The sequence below is a fragment of the Pseudoalteromonas sp. G4 genome (assembly GCF_028875915.1).
Taxonomy (GTDB): domain Bacteria; phylum Pseudomonadota; class Gammaproteobacteria; order Enterobacterales; family Alteromonadaceae; genus Pseudoalteromonas.
In genome coordinates, this window is the sequence record NZ_JAPEHW010000042.1 from 1 (window position 1) to 16707 (window position 16707).

At 39.8% G+C, this 16707-nt stretch carries 16 protein-coding genes; 5 read left to right on the forward strand and 11 right to left on the reverse strand.

What is annotated here, in order from left to right:
- The first annotated feature begins 91 nt into the window (after nucleotides 1–91).
- Complete coding sequence (locus ON073_RS12730; protein ID WP_274762255.1) at nucleotides 92–352, forward strand: hypothetical protein; 261 nt, start codon at nucleotides 92–94, stop codon at nucleotides 350–352.
- On the forward strand, nucleotides 322–780 hold the full coding sequence (gene rimI, locus ON073_RS12735; RefSeq protein ID WP_274762256.1) for a ribosomal protein S18-alanine N-acetyltransferase: 459 nt from the start codon (nucleotides 322–324) through the stop codon (nucleotides 778–780). The genes ON073_RS12730 and rimI overlap by 31 nt, the downstream gene beginning before the upstream one ends.
- On the opposite strand, the gene ON073_RS12740 is transcribed toward rimI, so the two are convergent.
- Complete coding sequence (locus tag ON073_RS12740) at nucleotides 777–3449, reverse strand: hybrid sensor histidine kinase/response regulator (protein WP_274762257.1); 2673 nt, start codon at nucleotides 3447–3449, stop codon at nucleotides 777–779. The genes rimI and ON073_RS12740 overlap by 4 nt on opposite strands.
- A gap of 190 nt (nucleotides 3450–3639) precedes the next feature.
- On the opposite strand from ON073_RS12740, the gene ON073_RS12745 reads away from it, so the two are divergent.
- Nucleotides 3640–4158 (forward strand): YfiR/HmsC family protein, encoded by a 519-nt coding sequence (locus tag ON073_RS12745; protein ID WP_274762258.1) that lies wholly within the window; start codon nucleotides 3640–3642, stop codon nucleotides 4156–4158.
- A 79-nt stretch (nucleotides 4159–4237) separates the two neighbouring features.
- Here the strand turns inward: ON073_RS12745 and ON073_RS12750 are convergent, their stop codons facing one another.
- The 5 genes from ON073_RS12750 to ON073_RS12770 all read right to left on the reverse strand — a co-directional run bounded on the left by ON073_RS12750 (nucleotide 4238) and on the right by ON073_RS12770 (nucleotide 10154).
- A complete protein-coding gene (locus tag ON073_RS12750) occupies nucleotides 4238–6508 on the reverse strand; it encodes a TonB-dependent receptor plug domain-containing protein (RefSeq protein ID WP_274762259.1) in 2271 nt (756 codons plus the stop codon).
- Nucleotides 6509–6671: 163 nt separating this feature from the next.
- Nucleotides 6672–7682: a BtrH N-terminal domain-containing protein gene (locus tag ON073_RS12755; RefSeq protein ID WP_274762260.1), complete on the reverse strand. Its 1011-nt coding sequence runs from the start codon at nucleotides 7680–7682 to the stop codon at nucleotides 6672–6674.
- Nucleotides 7651–8082: a hypothetical protein gene (locus ON073_RS12760; protein ID WP_274762261.1), complete on the reverse strand. Its 432-nt coding sequence runs from the start codon at nucleotides 8080–8082 to the stop codon at nucleotides 7651–7653. Before ON073_RS12760 ends, ON073_RS12755 begins: the two co-directional genes overlap by 32 nt.
- 2 nt (nucleotides 8083–8084) lie before the next feature.
- Nucleotides 8085–9233 (reverse strand): beta-ketoacyl-ACP synthase III, encoded by a 1149-nt coding sequence (locus tag ON073_RS12765; protein ID WP_274762262.1) that lies wholly within the window; start codon nucleotides 9231–9233, stop codon nucleotides 8085–8087.
- Between the two features lie 6 nt (nucleotides 9234–9239).
- The gene (locus tag ON073_RS12770; RefSeq protein WP_274762263.1) at nucleotides 9240–10154 is read right to left on the reverse strand and encodes a flavodoxin family protein; all 915 of its coding nucleotides are present in this window, start codon (nucleotides 10152–10154) and stop codon (nucleotides 9240–9242) included.
- Nucleotides 10155–10240: 86 nt separating this feature from the next.
- On the opposite strand from ON073_RS12770, the gene ON073_RS12775 reads away from it, so the two are divergent.
- Nucleotides 10241–10693: a DUF2141 domain-containing protein gene (locus ON073_RS12775; protein ID WP_274762264.1), complete on the forward strand. Its 453-nt coding sequence runs from the start codon at nucleotides 10241–10243 to the stop codon at nucleotides 10691–10693.
- A gap of 28 nt (nucleotides 10694–10721) precedes the next feature.
- Here ON073_RS12775 and ON073_RS12780 read toward each other — a convergent pair whose 3' ends face one another.
- The 5 genes from ON073_RS12780 to ON073_RS12800 are packed head-to-tail and all read right to left on the reverse strand — an operon-like array spanning nucleotide 10722 to nucleotide 14730.
- Nucleotides 10722–11312 (reverse strand): hypothetical protein, encoded by a 591-nt coding sequence (locus ON073_RS12780; RefSeq protein WP_274762266.1) that lies wholly within the window; start codon nucleotides 11310–11312, stop codon nucleotides 10722–10724.
- The gene (locus ON073_RS12785) at nucleotides 11309–12412 is read right to left on the reverse strand and encodes a beta-ketoacyl synthase N-terminal-like domain-containing protein (RefSeq protein WP_274762267.1); all 1104 of its coding nucleotides are present in this window, start codon (nucleotides 12410–12412) and stop codon (nucleotides 11309–11311) included. The genes ON073_RS12780 and ON073_RS12785 overlap by 4 nt, the downstream gene beginning before the upstream one ends.
- Nucleotides 12405–12686, reverse strand: a complete 282-nt coding sequence (locus ON073_RS12790) for a phosphopantetheine-binding protein (RefSeq protein WP_274762268.1) — start codon at nucleotides 12684–12686, stop codon at nucleotides 12405–12407. The genes ON073_RS12785 and ON073_RS12790 overlap by 8 nt, the downstream gene beginning before the upstream one ends.
- Nucleotides 12677–13828, reverse strand: coding sequence for an ABC transporter permease (locus ON073_RS12795; RefSeq protein WP_274762269.1), 1152 nt, complete (start codon nucleotides 13826–13828; stop codon nucleotides 12677–12679). Before ON073_RS12795 ends, ON073_RS12790 begins: the two co-directional genes overlap by 10 nt.
- Nucleotides 13825–14730, reverse strand: a complete 906-nt coding sequence (locus tag ON073_RS12800; RefSeq protein ID WP_274762270.1) for an ABC transporter ATP-binding protein — start codon at nucleotides 14728–14730, stop codon at nucleotides 13825–13827. The genes ON073_RS12795 and ON073_RS12800 overlap by 4 nt, the downstream gene beginning before the upstream one ends.
- Before the next feature lie 280 nt (nucleotides 14731–15010).
- Here ON073_RS12800 and prfC point away from each other — a divergent pair, with 280 nt between their 5' ends.
- A complete protein-coding gene (gene prfC / locus ON073_RS12805) occupies nucleotides 15011–16594 on the forward strand; it encodes a peptide chain release factor 3 (RefSeq protein WP_274762271.1) in 1584 nt (527 codons plus the stop codon).
- Nucleotides 16595–16707 lie beyond the last annotated feature (113 nt).

Consider the following 16707-nt stretch of genomic DNA (forward strand, 5'->3'; position numbering starts at 1 on the left):
CAGCGGTCTCCAAAACCGACGGTTACGGGTTCGAGTCCTGTCGCCCCTGCCACTTCCTTTCTAAATATTTTTTCAAAAAATTAATCACTTTATGAACTCTGATTGGCTTTGTTCACTGTTTGACATTGAATTGCTGCAATTAAAGCAAAAGAAAAAACCACTTGAGCCTGAATTAATCGAATTGAAAAAAGACTTACAATTAGTATTCACGTCGCATGACATTAAACTCGAATTTTGCACATTATCAGTTCCATTTGAAGTTGAAAGTAAGCGACTCAAAGTGAATAATCAAGGGCTGACGAGCTCGCAAAAAAGAGCGTTATGGCAAACAATATGGCAGCAACTACTTTAATTAAATTAGATCACACTCATCTTTCACATCTGATGACGATAGAGACACAATGTCATCAATTCCCAATGTCTGAAAAATTAATGTTGTCGTGTTTATCTGGGCGCTACAGCGCTTACGGCTGTTTTAATAACGATGAGCTAATTGCTTTTTATATTGTGGAGCAAGTGGGGCCTGATTATACCTTAACGGATATTTGTGTAAGCCCAAACTATCAGGGAATAGGCCTTGCCAAACAAATGCTTAATCATTTATTGGCAAGTGTGAGTAATGCACAAGGCGAGAATATTTTCTTAGAAGTACGTGAATCAAATCAAAGTGCCATAGGCTTGTATAATTTTATTGGTTTTGTCGAAGTAGGTATACGTAAAGGTTACTACCCAAGTCATAATGGTCGCGAAGACGCTATTTTAATGGCATTAACCGTTTAGTCGTCTTCGTTTAGATTTAATATAAAAATTATCGCCTGCTCTAATTTTAGAATGTGATAATCCAGACCTTCTTCGTTATGCTCTCTTATACAAGACTCTAACTCAGCCGCTGCATCACTAATATGATTAAAGCCGAAACAACCTGCACTGCCTTTAATACTGTGAGAAAGGGCTAATAATTCGTTAAGATCTTGCTGTTCGTTAAGTTGAGCAATTTGTTTTAATAAATTTGGCAGCTTAGATTTGTAGTTATCACTGATCTGTTTAAAGCGCTCCCCTTGGAATAACTCTTCCCAATTTTGCTGACTATCTCGTTCAAGTGATAAGTATTGTTGTAACGTTTGTTCAAGCTGAACTTTATCAATTGGTTTTGCTAATGCTTTATCGCAACCAGCTTCAAGGTAGGCATCTACGTCGTTTTTCATCACATTAGCGGTAAGTGCCACTATCGGGCCGTCATATGCCGCATTACGAAGCATTTGTGTGGCTTCTAAACCACCCATTACAGGCATTTGCATATCCATTAGGATTAGGTCGTAGTCATTAGTGAGCGCTTGCTCTACGGCTTCAGCACCGTTATTTGCAAAATCTGGCGAAATTCCCCATTGGCTCAGTAATAAGCGGATCAAATCTTGGTTGTCTTTGTTATCTTCAGCAACCAAAATATTGCCCTCAAACTGCTGAGCATGCGCAATCGATTCTTCTTTAAGCATCGCTTTTGCTGAATTAGCACTGCTAACCATTGCAACTTTATGGTTTTGGTTATTGGTAGCAACAATAATTTCAAACTTACTACCTTCGCTAAGCTTACTGGTTACAGTAATGTCACCACCTAAAATTTGTGCGAGGTTTTTCGCAATACATAGGCCAAGCCCTGTACCACCAAACTTACGGGTAGTGCTAATATCTGCTTGCTCGAACGGTTTAAAAGCTCTTTCTTGTTCTTGTTGTGACATACCGATACCACTATCTGTGACAGTGAAAATCAACTTTTCTGTTGAAGGTGAATAGCGCACATTAATGGCTACTTCGCCTTTCTCTGTAAACTTAACCGCATTGGTACAAATGTTAAGTAGAACCTGTTTTAGGCGTGTTTCATCACTGTGAATAATGCTCGGCAGTGGGTAGTCAATATTCAGCGAGAGGGCGAGTTCTTTATCAAGTGCCATTGGTTCAATAATACTTTTTATGTCATTGATAAATGGCATAAGCTCAACCACGCGCGTTTCAACTTCTAGTTTATCGGCTTCAATTTTTGATAAGTCGAGAATATTGTTTATTAATTCAAGCAGATGTTTAGAGTTACGTAGAACCGTGCTTAAGTATTTTGCTTTTTTATTATTAGATTCTTGCCCTAAAATGGTTTCTGTAAAGCCCATTATTGCCGTAAGTGGCGTGCGAATTTCATGGCTCATATTGGCAAGAAAACGACTTTTCAGGTGGTTTGCTTGCTCAGCTTCGACAATCGCTTTTTCTAATTTTTTATTAATTTTTGCAATGGCTTGAGTACGGGTAACTACTTTTTCTTCGAGGTGTTCACGGTAATCTAGAAGTTCAGTTTGGTATTGCTTAATTTGATTAACCATGTGATTAAAATCACGAAATAGCATACCAAGTTCGTCTTTTCTATCCTGCGGTAACTTTACATTTAAGTTGCCATCACCCACTTTATGGCTGGCTTCAGCAAGTGATTCGATGGGCTTAAGCAGCATGCGACGCACAACTAAGAAGATAATACCTGGTAAAAATATCGCAGTAGATAAAATGAGCAGGGCAGTATACATAGTGATTGTTTGACCGGCCTTATAAAGCGAGTTTTTATTAAGTGCGGTCACAAAGTAAAGGTCATTACTCATTGAGTTAGCTAAAATCATGCGGGTATCGTCAGCAAGTGTATGTAGCGAAAGCTGGTTAAATTCTTCAGTATTGGCGGTTTTCTTTAGCAGTTGTAGTTCGTATTCTGATACATAGTTATTGTTGAGGTCAGTTTTATTGCAAAACAGGATCTTACCTGTATTGTCCATAATAAAATTAACCGTGTCAGAAAAGTAGTCATTGGCAACACTTCTGGCGATTTCATCGCTATCTATGTGGAAGATTAAATAGCCTAGTACTTTTGGCGAGTCGAGCGTAAAGCGTGAATCAAATAATCGATAAGTGAGATAAATTGAGGTTTTGTCGTTCTCTGAAATAAAGAAAATATTTTGCTGTTTACGGTTATTTGTCAGCTGATTGCTAAATGGGTAGCTATCACGAGTTTCTAATACGGCTTTAGGATAATAACTAAGTACGTCCCCTTGCGGGTTAATTACCCCGATACTTAATATATGTGGAAATGAGTCGACGTAATTACCAAATTCGTCAACTAACGAAGATACAAGTTTAGTGCGCTCTTTTGATGGTTTGTCATTTTCATCATAGCTATAGATAAGGTAATTGTTTAAAACAGGCGAGGCAGAAAGTAACTCAATTATAGAATTATAAAATTGGGTAAAGTTTTGGCTTTTATTAACTTGCTGCTCAACAAAGCGTGTAACAATAGCTTCTGCTTGTTTTTCAGAAGAGCTTGTTACATTCGTCAGGGAGAAAATCCCTTGTATTGCCATGGGAATAATCACAAGCGGGGTAATATACCACAGCAGCCTTACGCTCAACTTGTTGTTATTCATCGTTTTCCATTTTTCAACAAAAGTTCTTCTATAATCTAGCATATTTTTGTACTAGTATAAGAATATAATTACAATCAGTACAATAATTTGCGTGTATGTTGCATGGTCGTTTTGGAGTGCGATAGCTTATTGAGAGGGAGTGTTTAAATAAGCGTATGTATAAGGTTTACAGCTAGGTGACAAAAGAACTGTGTTGCTAAACTTAAAATGGAAAAACAGCTTATTTGTAGCCTCTTTTTTGATGCTGCTCAGCTTATCTTGGCAAATTATTGCGAATGAACTACCTGCGAACTTGCAGGTTGTACTGCTTTCTAAGTTAATGCCTTATGAGAAGGCGCTTTCTGATAAGCCCAAAGTGTCAATTTTTGTCGTGAATAACCAAGATGTATATCAAGCGTTTAATTTGCTAAAAGCAAAACAACGTAATCAGCAGCTTGGTGCCATCAAATATGGCACTGAACTACCATCAGAGGGTTATGATATTGTTTATCTTGATAAGCAAATCAATTTAAGCGATGCACTTATTTACAGCCTTAAACATTCAAGCTTATTAGTAACCAATGATATAGATATGGTTAAGCAGGGCATAACATTAGGCCTAAGTGTGAAAAATGGCCGCCCCATGTTTTATCTAAATAAAAAAAGCAGTGATGCTACTGGCCTCAGTTGGGATAAAACGGTACTTGATATTGCAACGCTATATAATTAAAGCTTTGTCTGCTAACTGCTAACTGCTAACTGCTAACTGCTAAACTGCTAACTGCTAACTGCTAACTATTCAATTTCTTTTAAAAACTTACTAACAGCTGAAAAGCAAGTGTACGACCAAGTTGCGGATGATATGCAGGTGTAAAGCCATTTGGGTCTGCATTATAGTTAATATCATATGCGTTTACATCACTCGCACCGTCTTGCCTGCCAACTAACACATACTGTTTATCAAAGAGATTCTTAACAATAAACTGTGGAGTAAGTGTTACACCTGAAAAGCTTAAATTAGGTGAAGAAAGAACTAAATTATAAAGTGAAAGGTTTTCCGCAGTATTTGAAAAATAGGCATTGCTAAGAGGGGCATTACGGCCAAACAAATGATTTGCTCTAAAATCAATGGTTAAATGCGGCATTACACGGTAGTTAATTCCCCAGTTGATTCTATGATCTGTGGTGTGGTTAAGTGCATTTGCAGCTAAGTCCTGATCACCATCAGAATAATGATAATTAAAATAAGCAGATACCACTTGGTTATAGCTATAGCTTGTATCTAATGTTACGCCCCAATAATCACTGTTTTTTGCATTTTCATAGCTTACTGTGCTTGCAGTTGCAAAGCGGAAACTAGCATCAGCATCATGCACGTCAAGGGTGATACGGTTATCTTCTTGGCTGTAAAATAATGCAGTTTTAAAGTCTAATTGATGTTTTGATTGCTCATAAAAGTAATGGCTAACTAACTCGGTTGTTTTAATTTGTTCGGGTTTTAAGTTTACATTACCGCGAAATTCATCATTTAACTCAAACACACTTGGTTCACGAAACGCTTCACCATAAAGCAGTTTAAATACAAGGTTTTGACTTGCATTAAAATTAATTGCTGCGCGAGGATTAGTAGTTGTGCCAAAGGCGTCGCTTCGGTCGTATCTAAAACCAAGAGTGTAGTTAAGTTTATCGGTAATATAGCCTTGCGCCTCAGCGTAAAGCGCTTCTTCGTCTATTTGCTCAACTGGAGATTCGGTATAATTGCCAAGGCCAAGTCCTGCTTCTGCAAGCAACCAATCTGATGAGGTTGAAGCTTGTTTACCAATTTGATAATCACCCAGTGAGACTATTTGCCCCATTTTTTCTGAGCGCATTAAACGATAGCCGAGTTGCCAGTCAATATCGTGCCATTTTGAAATATTAAGCTGTTGTTCAAACGCTCTTTGCTTGCTCAAACTATGGTAGCTTTTAACCAAATCAACAAAGCGATAGCTGTACTTAAAGCCGGTATCTGGCTCTTGCTTGTTTTCTCTTTGCCATAGGCGGCTAGAAAGTTCGAGCTGATGTGAAAACTGATAGTCTAAATCAATATAATAATGTTGTGCACTGTGGTGTTTTTTGTAGGAAGCATCACGTGTTTGGTATTCAAAACCAGTAACATAACTCGCAAGCCCTTGTTCCTGCTCCCAACTATTAAAACCGATTTCAAAATGACTAATCCCCGCGTTATGCCTTGCCGGGTTTTGCCATACGAGCTTACCTCTTAATGCAGTATCATCACTTTGGTTATTAAATCCAGCTTGTTGATATTGCCCCGCCAGCGGATTTAAACCATCAGCAATATAATTACCATTAACATACTGCTGCGTTAAATAATTAGGGTATAGGTGATTGGTAAAATAGCCTGCTGGATCATAACTTTCTAAACCAGAGTCACCATCACGGGTGAAATAACGCCCAGCTAATTGTAAGCTAAATTCAGAGATATTTTGGTTAAGCATAAACTGCATTGAACGTTCACCATGTTCACCTGCAAGCACGCTTAAGCGTTGTCCAGATGATTGCTGCGCTTTTTTGGTAATAAAGTGGATTACACCAGAGTATGCATTGGCACCATAGCTTGCAGAACCAGGGCCTTGCACTATTTCAATACGCTCAATATCAGCTAAAATTTGCTGATTTCCCCATGGTTGAGACCAATTAAAGGCAATGTGATTTTGCACAATACCATCAATCATAATAAGCAATTGAACATTACCAGGAGTACCACCAATACCGCGGTTGATACTATGACTGGTGTATTCCCCAGCCGCATCTTGGTGATTGGCAAAATCAAAACCCGGCACGTCGCGTAAAATATCAATTAAATTTTGATAGCCACGCTGTTTTATTTGCTCAGCAGTGACGATTTTTATATTGGCAGGGGCATCTAATAAAGACTGATGTTTAAGGCTAGCAGTTTGCACTTGTACATTGAGTAAATCTTTTAAGCTAAGAGCTTGTAAGGCATCAAGATCATAATCAGCATTTGAAGCAAATGCTGCAGGTGCAGAAACTGATAACAGGATTGCAGACGTAAGCAAATTAATTCGGCTAGCCATAATTGCGAAATTTGGTTCGACATTTATTAGATTTATAGCTCAACCATAGCACAGTTTAATTGCAATAGGTATTTATGCTAAAAGCCTATGTGATAGGTTGTAAACAACCAAGCACATAGGTCAAAATTTGAGAGTAATTAAGCGGTTATTTAATTGCTAGTAGGCGAGTTCTAAGCGCTGTTTCTTGCTTTGCACAATCACGCAATTGCGCTGCAATATCACTCAGTGGCACAGGTGTTTTGCTGCGGCAATGGTTTACTGCAAGTGAGGCTAAGTTACGCCAATTATCGCCAATTTCTGTCGCCATTTGTGATGCTTCAAACATTGCTTGGTTGTTTGTATAGGCTGCAGCCTCATCTAAAAAGCTGGCAAACATAAAGCGAAATCCCGCACCACCGGTGCCAATTTCTTCTTGCATGCGCACAATATGCGCTAGAAATAAATGGCGATATTTTTTCGGTTTTCGATCTAATCGCTCAATATCTTTTGCAAGCTTTTCCATGCCTTGGGTACCGAACAAGTTAATGCCGGGTACAGGCAAACCAGCCATCATTTTTGCTGTTTTTTTAATGCCAGAGTAAATATGTGGTGTTAAATCGACTTCACTGGGTACATTATCAACCCAATACATTAACCCTTTTGGTGCAAGCGCGCCCTTACTAAAACGGGCTTTTTCCAAATCGCGTTTAGGACAGGTTACGGTATTTTCAAACACCGGATCGCTGATTTGGTAATTATTGTGTTCATCAATGCCGTACACCATTAAATTGTGAGCATTAAAATGAAAACGCATTTCATCAGGAAAATAAGGCAACCAGTACACAGAAGTTTGTAGGCCGACAACTTTTCCCTCGGCTAAAACCTCATCTAGTTTTTTCATGCCTTTTTCGGCGCTCGAAAACTTTTCACGGTGTAACTTAATACCTAGTTTTTTACTGACCGTGTTAATGATCATTTTTGGTGGCATGCGATACGCAATTAGCGGCATCCCAGCAACTTTTACAAAAGGTAAATAGGCAAAACTCATTGCAGATGCAATACCAAATGCCATAGGCTCTGAAATAGTAAGGCCATTTGTCGACAACATGTTCGACACTACACCGCTTTCACAATGTGACGATTGCTTATGCACTAGGTTGTTTAAAACTGGCATCATGATGCTCTGGTAAATCCTTTAATTGCTGTTCGCTAATGGCAAGTGCTTCGCAATAGCGTGAGAGAATATTAGCTGAAAGAGTGTTAAACACCTTTGGTTTAAAGTGGCGTTTAATGCGCCATTGGAACAAGCCCGTCACTTGCGATAACGATAACACGTCGTGTCTTGCGCACAGCATATGGTATTTCAAAGGAGAAACTTTACCTTGCTGCGCATCCAAAAGTGCACTTACAGCTTGTTCATTCAAGTCGTCCACAGCATATTGCGTAGCGAACGATTCAATTTCCCACCCTGATGATTTTACGCCTGCGTAGTGGCCGCTTTCATCAACGGCATAAACCAGTTTTGACTGGCCTTGGTAAATTTTTGAATTGTCCTGTGGGACGTGCTCTTTTTTCACTGTTATTCGACCGTTAATTGCATAAAGCCACTGGAAAAACGACCGCTTTCAGGAATGTAGCAAAGGAGTCGTTGCCCTTTGACTAATTTATCCGAACGCAAAAGTTCTGACAGCATAATAAATATTGATGCAGAACCGGTATTACCGCGCTCTGTTAGGTTGGTGTACCATTTTTCATAAGGGATAGCGAAGTCAATATTTTCAAGCCCAGCATATAAGCGCTCACGGAAATAACCTGATGAGTAGTGCGGTACAAATAACGCGTAATCGCTGGCAATCAGTTTACGTTTTTGAATAATGCGGCTAAGGGCATCTTCAACGGTATATTTAACGATATTGTCATTGAGTAAACGCACATCTTGCTTAACCGTCATCATTGATTGCTGTGCAACTTCTTCCGCGGAGAAACGCGTCCAACTGGTGAGCTTTCCATCGTCATTTTTCACCGCACCTGCATACATGCAGGTTTCCAACTCATTGGCATATGAAATAATATCAATCCAATCAATGCGTAGGTTTAACTGCCCAACAACGGGTTTATTTTGTAAAAAGGCTGCGCCTGCACCGTCCGATAGCATCCAGCGTAAAAAGTCTTTTTCAAAGGCTACTTCAGGGTTTTGCTCAAGGGTGTCTACTTTGTGTTGGCACTCTTGTTCAAAGTTTTTAGCCGTCATCATGCTAGAGGCAATTTCACTGGCAACGACCACACTGTTTTCAACTTCTTGTGCCTTTATATTGAGGTAAGCGTATTTAAGTGCAGTTACACCACACAAACAAATACCTGAAGTTGAAACAACTTCACAAGGAGGATTGTTAAGTTCACCGTGTACCATTACGCCATGATTAGGCAGAGTTTGGTCCGCTTGACTGGTGCTGGCAATTAAACTTTGAATTTGCTTAAGCTCATCTTCATGTTGAAAAAGTCCGCGTACTGCTTCAGCTGCAAGTGCGGCATTGGTATGTGTAAATTCGTTCGTTTCTGGGTCAATCGCGTAATATCGTTGCTTAATTTTATTACTGCGCAAAATCACTGCGCGTGCTCTTGAAGGTCTGTTACCAGCCATTCCGAGCAGATTTTCCATTTCTTTATTTGAGACTGGCTTATTCGGTAAAGCATCAGCCATCGCTGTAATATAAACAGGGCTTCCCATATGATACTACTCTCCTGAGGGTTCAGCGAAATAGGCTTTTTGTTTTGCAATTTTATTGCGAGTTAAAGGCGCTATTAGCTTTTTGATAATTGCAGTGATAGGTACAACGGTAAGAATAAGTGTGACTAAAAACACCACATAGATACTTAACCCGATGGCGCGACCAATACTTTGCTGAGAGCCAAATTTTTTTAAAATTTTCGACCAAATAGAAAAGCTGTGATTGCCAACTCTTTCACTTGCAATTAATTTTTCATTTATCTTAACAGCGTTTAAACCACTTAACATTGGGCTTGTAATAGCGCTTTCGTCATACGCTAAGCGTTGATTTATCGCTACGCCAAAACGTCGTGCATTTGTAATGTCACTCTCAGATACCCCAGCAGCAGGTACCCAGCTAAGCGGTTTTTTCTTACCTGTCATCATCCAAAGCGGTGTTGCTAAAAAGCTAAACGCCGCGCCACAGTTATCACTTAGTACAACGTTATCAACCAGTTTTGCATTAGCATCCGCTAATAATTTCTTCATTTTTTCTTGTGCTGATAACCACATACCACGGCAGCCAATCACAGTAACCACAGGGGTGTTGTTAAATAGCTTTTTGGTTTGTGGCAGTTGCATAAATGATGAAATAGGCAGTGAGGGTGTTAAAAACCACACTTGGTAACTAAGAATGATTAAGTCGTACTGTTCAAACTGAGTGGTAAAGGGTTCTAACTCAATCGGGTCCATTGCGACAGTTTCAGGAAATACACGAAAGAACTGACCGAACGGCCAAGGAAAAGGAAAGTTTACTTTAGGTTTGATCACCAAGTGGTCAACAGTAATGTCTTTATTTTCCTTGATGGGCCCAACAACTGATTGCAAAATGCTTGAGAGTTGTCCAGTTTGAGAGAAGTTAACAGTAAGAACTTTGCGCATTGTTAAGACAGTATTTATTCCATTAAAAAGAAGTTATTATATAAAACATTAATATTTAAGTGAATCTTATTTGAGCGATGATTTGTATGAGAGTGTTAAAGTGTACTGCTTTTTTATTAGCCGGCTGGTTTAATTCCGCTGCTATGGCCAACACTTTGTCACTGAATATTGAAAATGAAGTTGCTGCAATAGGTACCTTACATGTTCAACTTTTCCAATCAGAAACGCCGTTTGCAAGTGAGCTTAAAGATTGGAGCAAACTTAGCGCCTTTGCTGAAAAAAATGTGCCTATTAATGGGCAAAATATCAGTGTTGAATTTACGCAATTACCGAGCGCATGGTACGCAGTGCGTTTATATGTCGATGAAAACGCCAATCAAACGCTCGACCTTTCACGTGCTGGCATTCCTAAAGAAGCGGTAGGGTTTTCAAATAACCCAATGCTTTTTCGTGGCAAACCAGCCATCAATAAAACCAGTTTTCAGCTAACAAACAACCAGCAAAGTGATATTCGTTTAGTTAAAGACAAGCGTAAATAAAATTACTTTTTTAGGGTTTGTCTGCACATTAGCGATAATAAAAGGGTGGTTTTACGCCTTTAGCTATTAACTCAGTTAACTGGTTAATATCAGTTATCAATGCCGAAGAGTGCGCTTCATCTGTTAACTCAATGATTAAACAATCGCAGCGGCGAGTTGTTTCAGTTTCATGCCAAAGTAATAAAACCGCTGCATCTGAATTCTTTTCGAGTAAATCAAGCTCAGCAGTGAGTAGGGTTTTAGCCAGTTTTTGCTCGCTACAGCCCAAAAATAAATTACTGCCATGTAATTTAAATTCTTTCGCTAAATAGTAGTTAGCTGCATTACCAACGGTGGCAACAAAGTCGAGTGGTTTTAGTGCTATATCTTTGGATAAATCGAGTAATAAACTTTGCAATAATTCCAAAGAAAAATACTGAGCAGCACTGAATAATGAATATTTACACCCTGGTTTTAAACTGGTTTGTAGGTTTGCCAAGGCTTTCATCGCGGTTAACGTAAAATTATCTAAGCGGCGGCCACTAATAGCAAATTCACTTTTTAGCTCTTGGCGAAGTTGCTTGTTGGTTTTTTCACGAGGCTCAGTGATTACTGCGTAGTCGATAATTTTAATGGTCATAATCGACCCCCACAATTATTGACCTCAACAATAATGGCGGCATTATTACCACCAAAACCACAGTGGTTTAACAAAATATGCTGATAATCACTCAGCATTTTACCTTGGCTAAATGGTTTTAAAATCGTCTCTTTATGCACATAATCTGGCAGTGGAATAACGCTTTGTGTTTTTAGTAAATGATCCATTAATGCTAATTCTAAAACGCCACATGCACCCAAGGTATGGCCTGTAAAAGGCTTAAAAGCAAAAATAGGAGCGTGGGTTAAGCCTTGGTTAAATGCGTTAAGCTCTGCTTGGTCGTTATTTAATGTGGCGGTACCGTGCACTTTAATCAGGTCAATGTTTTCAGCGTTTAATTGTGCCTTGTTAAGCGCCTGGTCAATAATCGTGTTTATATGCTCACCCGACTCTTGTGTCATGGTTAAGCTGTAATGATCACAACCCGTGCCATAGCCAAGTACTTTCATTTGTTTCTGTTTACTGGCGGTTTTTGCCATAACCAGCGCAGCTACACCTTCGCCAAGCACTAAACCAGAGCGCGCTTCACTAAAGGTTTTGAGGCCGTTTGCACTTTGTAAATCAAGTGAATAAAAACCTTCGACGGTGAGTGGGTTATAAAACTCACAACCAACCACAATAACAAACTCAGCTCTGTTATGCGTTAACAGCTGGTCGGCTAAAATAACTGCGTTTGTGCCAGCGGTACATGCCGTATTTATGGTTAAGTGTAGATCTGAGGTGGCAAATTGTGCTTTCAAATAACCACTTAACCTGTCGGTGTCGGTAAGCCAAATAGTTTGCTCAGGTTTTGCTTTTACGCTGCTAACATCTAAGCTCGTTGAACCAAGCACAACCGCTGTATTGGCTAATTGCGATGGCGTAAGCTCAGCCTTTGCTATGGCACTTGCAACAACCGTATGAAGCGCTTCTAAAATACGTGCTTCATCGGTATCTACCGCTAAATCTTGCATCGCAAAAAACGGCACACTTATTTGCTCAGCCGTTGATACGGTTTGATACTGTGACGTTGAAAAGGTGATAGTATCACCGCGGCCACATGCCGACCACGAATCTGCTGCAATGATGTAACTAGGCAAGTTCTTTACTTTTTTCGCGTTGAATTAAAGCAACAATGCTATTGATTGAATGCAGATCTTTACGGCTTTCTTTTGAGCTTTCGACACGAATGCCAAAGTGCTGTTTGATAATAAGCGCAAGTTGCAGCGCATCAAGGGAGTCTAAACCCACTTTAGAGTCATTACCAAAAAGTGGCGCATCGTCTTCAATTTCGTGCCATTCTATCTCGTCTTCCTTGTCACATTCTTCAACAATAAGTTGTTTTAGTTTGTTTTTTAATTCTTCTATTTCCATTTTAACTTCCTAACTTTTAACTCAAATAACCACAATGCAAACACGCCGCAAACCACTGAAAACACAATCAAAGGCAGGCTAGTATTAAATGTGAGTAACTCTGAGTGAGAGATAAATAAATTCTTAAGTCCGCTTGATGCATAATGCATCGGCGAAAGCTGCGCAATAGATTGCATGGCCTTAGGCATAATGTCTAGTGGCACCATTAAGCCGCTTATTGCTGCAAGTAAAATATTGATGCCACCACCTACCACAATAGCTTGTTCGTGAGTTTGAATTTGACTTGCGATAAGCGCACCAAATGTTACTGCGCTGGCACAGGTGATAGCTAAAAAGGGCAGAGCATAAATTAAATGTCCGATACTGACGCTTGGCACATCAACAAGTAGCGGAATAAAGCAAAAACCAATAACCAGTAACACTAAACCTTGCGCTAGGCTTACTAGATAAAAAGCGAGTAATTTGGCCGCAAAATAGTGCTTATTTGAAATAGGAAAAGTAGTTACTCGGATTAAAGTGCCGTTTTGTGTTTCACTGATAAGCGTGATTGAAATAGGTAACACAATAAAAAATACACCAAACACAAGCCATGAGGGAATGCTGTGTTGCACGGCTTGATAACTAACTTGATGACTAAACTCAACTAACTTGAGTTGATCTGTTTGCGATGTCACGCTAGCTATTTGTTCGCTAAGTGGCTGTGACTCTGATATTTGTCCAGTATCACGTAAGTACAAATGCAGTTTCACTTTGGCTAGGGCAATTTGAAGGTGCTGCTCTACCAAGCTTGCAATTTGGGGTGAAAGCGAATTTTTTTTACTAAACAACACCACTTTTTCAGGTTCATCTTGAAACAGGGCTTGTTCAAATTGTGTTGATAAACTCAGGCTGACATCAGGCTTAGCTGCTTCATTAAGCTTAAACCCAGCATTATCTAAATACACGTTAAGTAAGGCTTCGGCTTGATTGGTGCTATTGCTGCTAATATTGATAGTGACCGATTGCGTGATGTCTTGCGCTTTGTTACTGAGCGCAAATGTCATTATTAACATAAAGCTGATAGGCATTAAAAAAAGCACAGCTAAACTATGCAAGTCGCTAAAAATCAGCCTAAATTCTTTGGTGATGCTGGCTTTTATCATTGTTCTGTAAATAACTCTTTGTAATAGTTTTCTAAATGCAGCGTTGAGAAATTTATCTCGCAAATGGTTGGCAGCGAAAGTTGATTAAGTTGCGCCAGTATAAAAAGCGGCTCTTTACATCGTTCAATGGTTAATTGACTGTCACCTGTTTTAACTACATTTGGGATAAGCGCAGAAATTTCAGAAAGGGTACTATTGCTGATAGTTTCAGCAAAACTGATTTGCAGCGGTGCATTATCACCAATGGCATTAATATTGATTAATTCGCCGCGCTTTAAACCATAAATGCGTTCGCAGATTTGCTCTACTTCTGACAATAAGTGTGAGGTATAAATAATAGTGGTACCTTGTTGCTTTAAATCTGTCAATAAAGTCAAAATTAACTCGCGGGAAATGGGATCGATACCCACCGTTGGCTCATCAAGAATAAGTACTTTAGGATGTTTAAGCAGTGCAATCGCTAAATTTAAACGGCGTTTATAACCACCTGATAAATGCTGTGCTTTTTTTGTAGCAACAGCTTCTAATTGGCATTTGGTGAGTGCTTCTTCAATAATTGATTTTTCATCAATTTTTGTCAGTAAACTAGCAAAGTAATGAAGGTTTTGCATAACCGTAAGCTTTTCATAAAACGCGTATTCCTGCGGTACAAGGGCTAAGTACTGTTTAATAAAGGCTTGTTGAGCTTCGCTTTGTTGGTAAAAAAGTGAACCTGCAGTAGGTTGCAGTAACCCTGTAATTAACGAAATAAGCGTTGATTTGCCGGCACCATTTGGTCCAATTAAGCCAATACATTCACCAGCAGAGATGGTCAGCGAGATGTTATGCAATGTATCAAAGTCATTGCTTTGATATCGAAAGCGTAAATCTGCGAGCTGTATTAACACGTCTTTGCTTGTCACCTAAACCTCCCTGGCGATTATGTTTTGGTGCAAAAATTAAGTAAACCAATAATATGCGTACCAAAAACGATTCTAACACGGGCAATAAAATTCAACACGGTAATTTTTTCAGAGGAATTTAATCGAAATTTTATGACTTTAAGTTGGATATAAAATTAAAAACCTAATTTCAGCGAAAAAACACACATATTGGCTACGCTTTAATTGCACTCTAAGTGGGTAAACAGGTATAATTTCGCCCCATTTTTAACCTTGAATTTTAAGCGATTGGCGGGTATTCATGTCCAGTATTTCAACTGAAGTTGGCAAGCGTCGCACCTTTGCGATTATCTCCCACCCGGATGCGGGTAAAACAACCATTACTGAAAAGGTACTTCTTTTCGGACAAGCTCTGCAAAAAGCAGGTACAGTAAAAGGTCGTGGTTCGAATCAACATGCTAAATCAGACTGGATGGAAATGGAAAAAGAGCGTGGTATCTCGGTTACTACCTCTGTAATGCAATTCCCGTACAACGACTGTTTGGTAAACCTACTGGATACCCCAGGACACGAAGACTTTTCGGAAGATACTTACCGTACACTCACCGCGGTTGACTCGTGCCTAATGGTAATTGACGCTGCGAAAGGTGTAGAAGACCGTACCCGTAAGCTAATGGAAGTAACGCGTCTTCGTGATACGCCAATTGTTACCTTTATGAACAAACTCGACCGTGATATCCGTGACCCAATGGAAGTAATGGACGAAGTTGAAAGTGAGCTAAACATCGCGTGTGCTCCGGTTACGTGGCCAATTGGCTGTGGTAAAGAGTTTAAAGGTGTTTACCATATTCATCGTGATGAAACGATTTTGTACCAAACAGGTCAAGGCCATACAATTCAAGAAGTGCGTATTGTTAAAGGGTTAGATAACCCAGAGCTTGACGCAGCCGTGGGTGAAGAACTGGCTGAATTACTACGCGAAGAACTTGAGCTAGTGGTAGGTGCATCGCACGAATTTGACCAAGAGCTTTTCCTTGCAGGTGAATTAACACCGGTATTCTTTGGTACCGCACTTGGTAACTTTGGTGTTGACCATATGCTTGACGGTTTAACTGAGTGGGCACCATCACCACAGCCACGTCAAACAGATGACCGCCTCGTTACTGCTGACGAAGAAAAGTTCTCAGGCTTCGTATTTAAAATTCAAGCAAACATGGACCCGAAACACCGTGACCGTATTGCCTTTATGCGTATTGTATCGGGTAAGTATGAGCAAGGTATGAAAATGGACCATGTGCGTATTGGTAAAAAGGTCAGCATATCTGATGCGGTAACATTTATGGCTGGTGACCGTGAGCGCGCAGCAGAAGCGTACGCAGGGGATATTATTGGTCTTCATAACCACGGTACGATTCAAATTGGTGACACCTTCACGCAAGGTGAAAAAATTAAGTTCAGCGGTATACCAAACTTTGCGCCAGAATTATTCCGTCGTATTCGCTTACGCGATCCACTTAAGCAAAAGCAGCTACTTAAAGGCCTTATCCAGCTTTCGGAAGAAGGTGCAGTACAGGTATTTAGACCACTGCAAAACAATGACCTTATCGTAGGTGCGGTAGGTGTACTTCAGTTTGACGTTGTTGTAGCGCGCTTAAAAGCCGAATACAACGTAGATGCCATGTACGAAAGCGTAAGTGTTGCAACAGCACGCTGGGTAACCTGTGATGATGCGAAAAAGTTAGAAGAATTCCGCCGTAAGTGCGAAGTAAACTTAGCGCTCGATGGTGGTGATAACCTAACCTATATCGCGCCAACACGTGTTAACTTAAACTTGTCGCAAGAGCGTTATCCAGAGGTGGTTTTCCACCAAACGCGTGAACACTAATTTTTACGTCATAAATTTGCGATAGCGTCATTGCTATCGTATTTTTCGTTAGTCATTTAGCGGACTAAACTCCTAGCGAAAAATACTCTGCGGCTTCGCTCTCGCAGCATTTA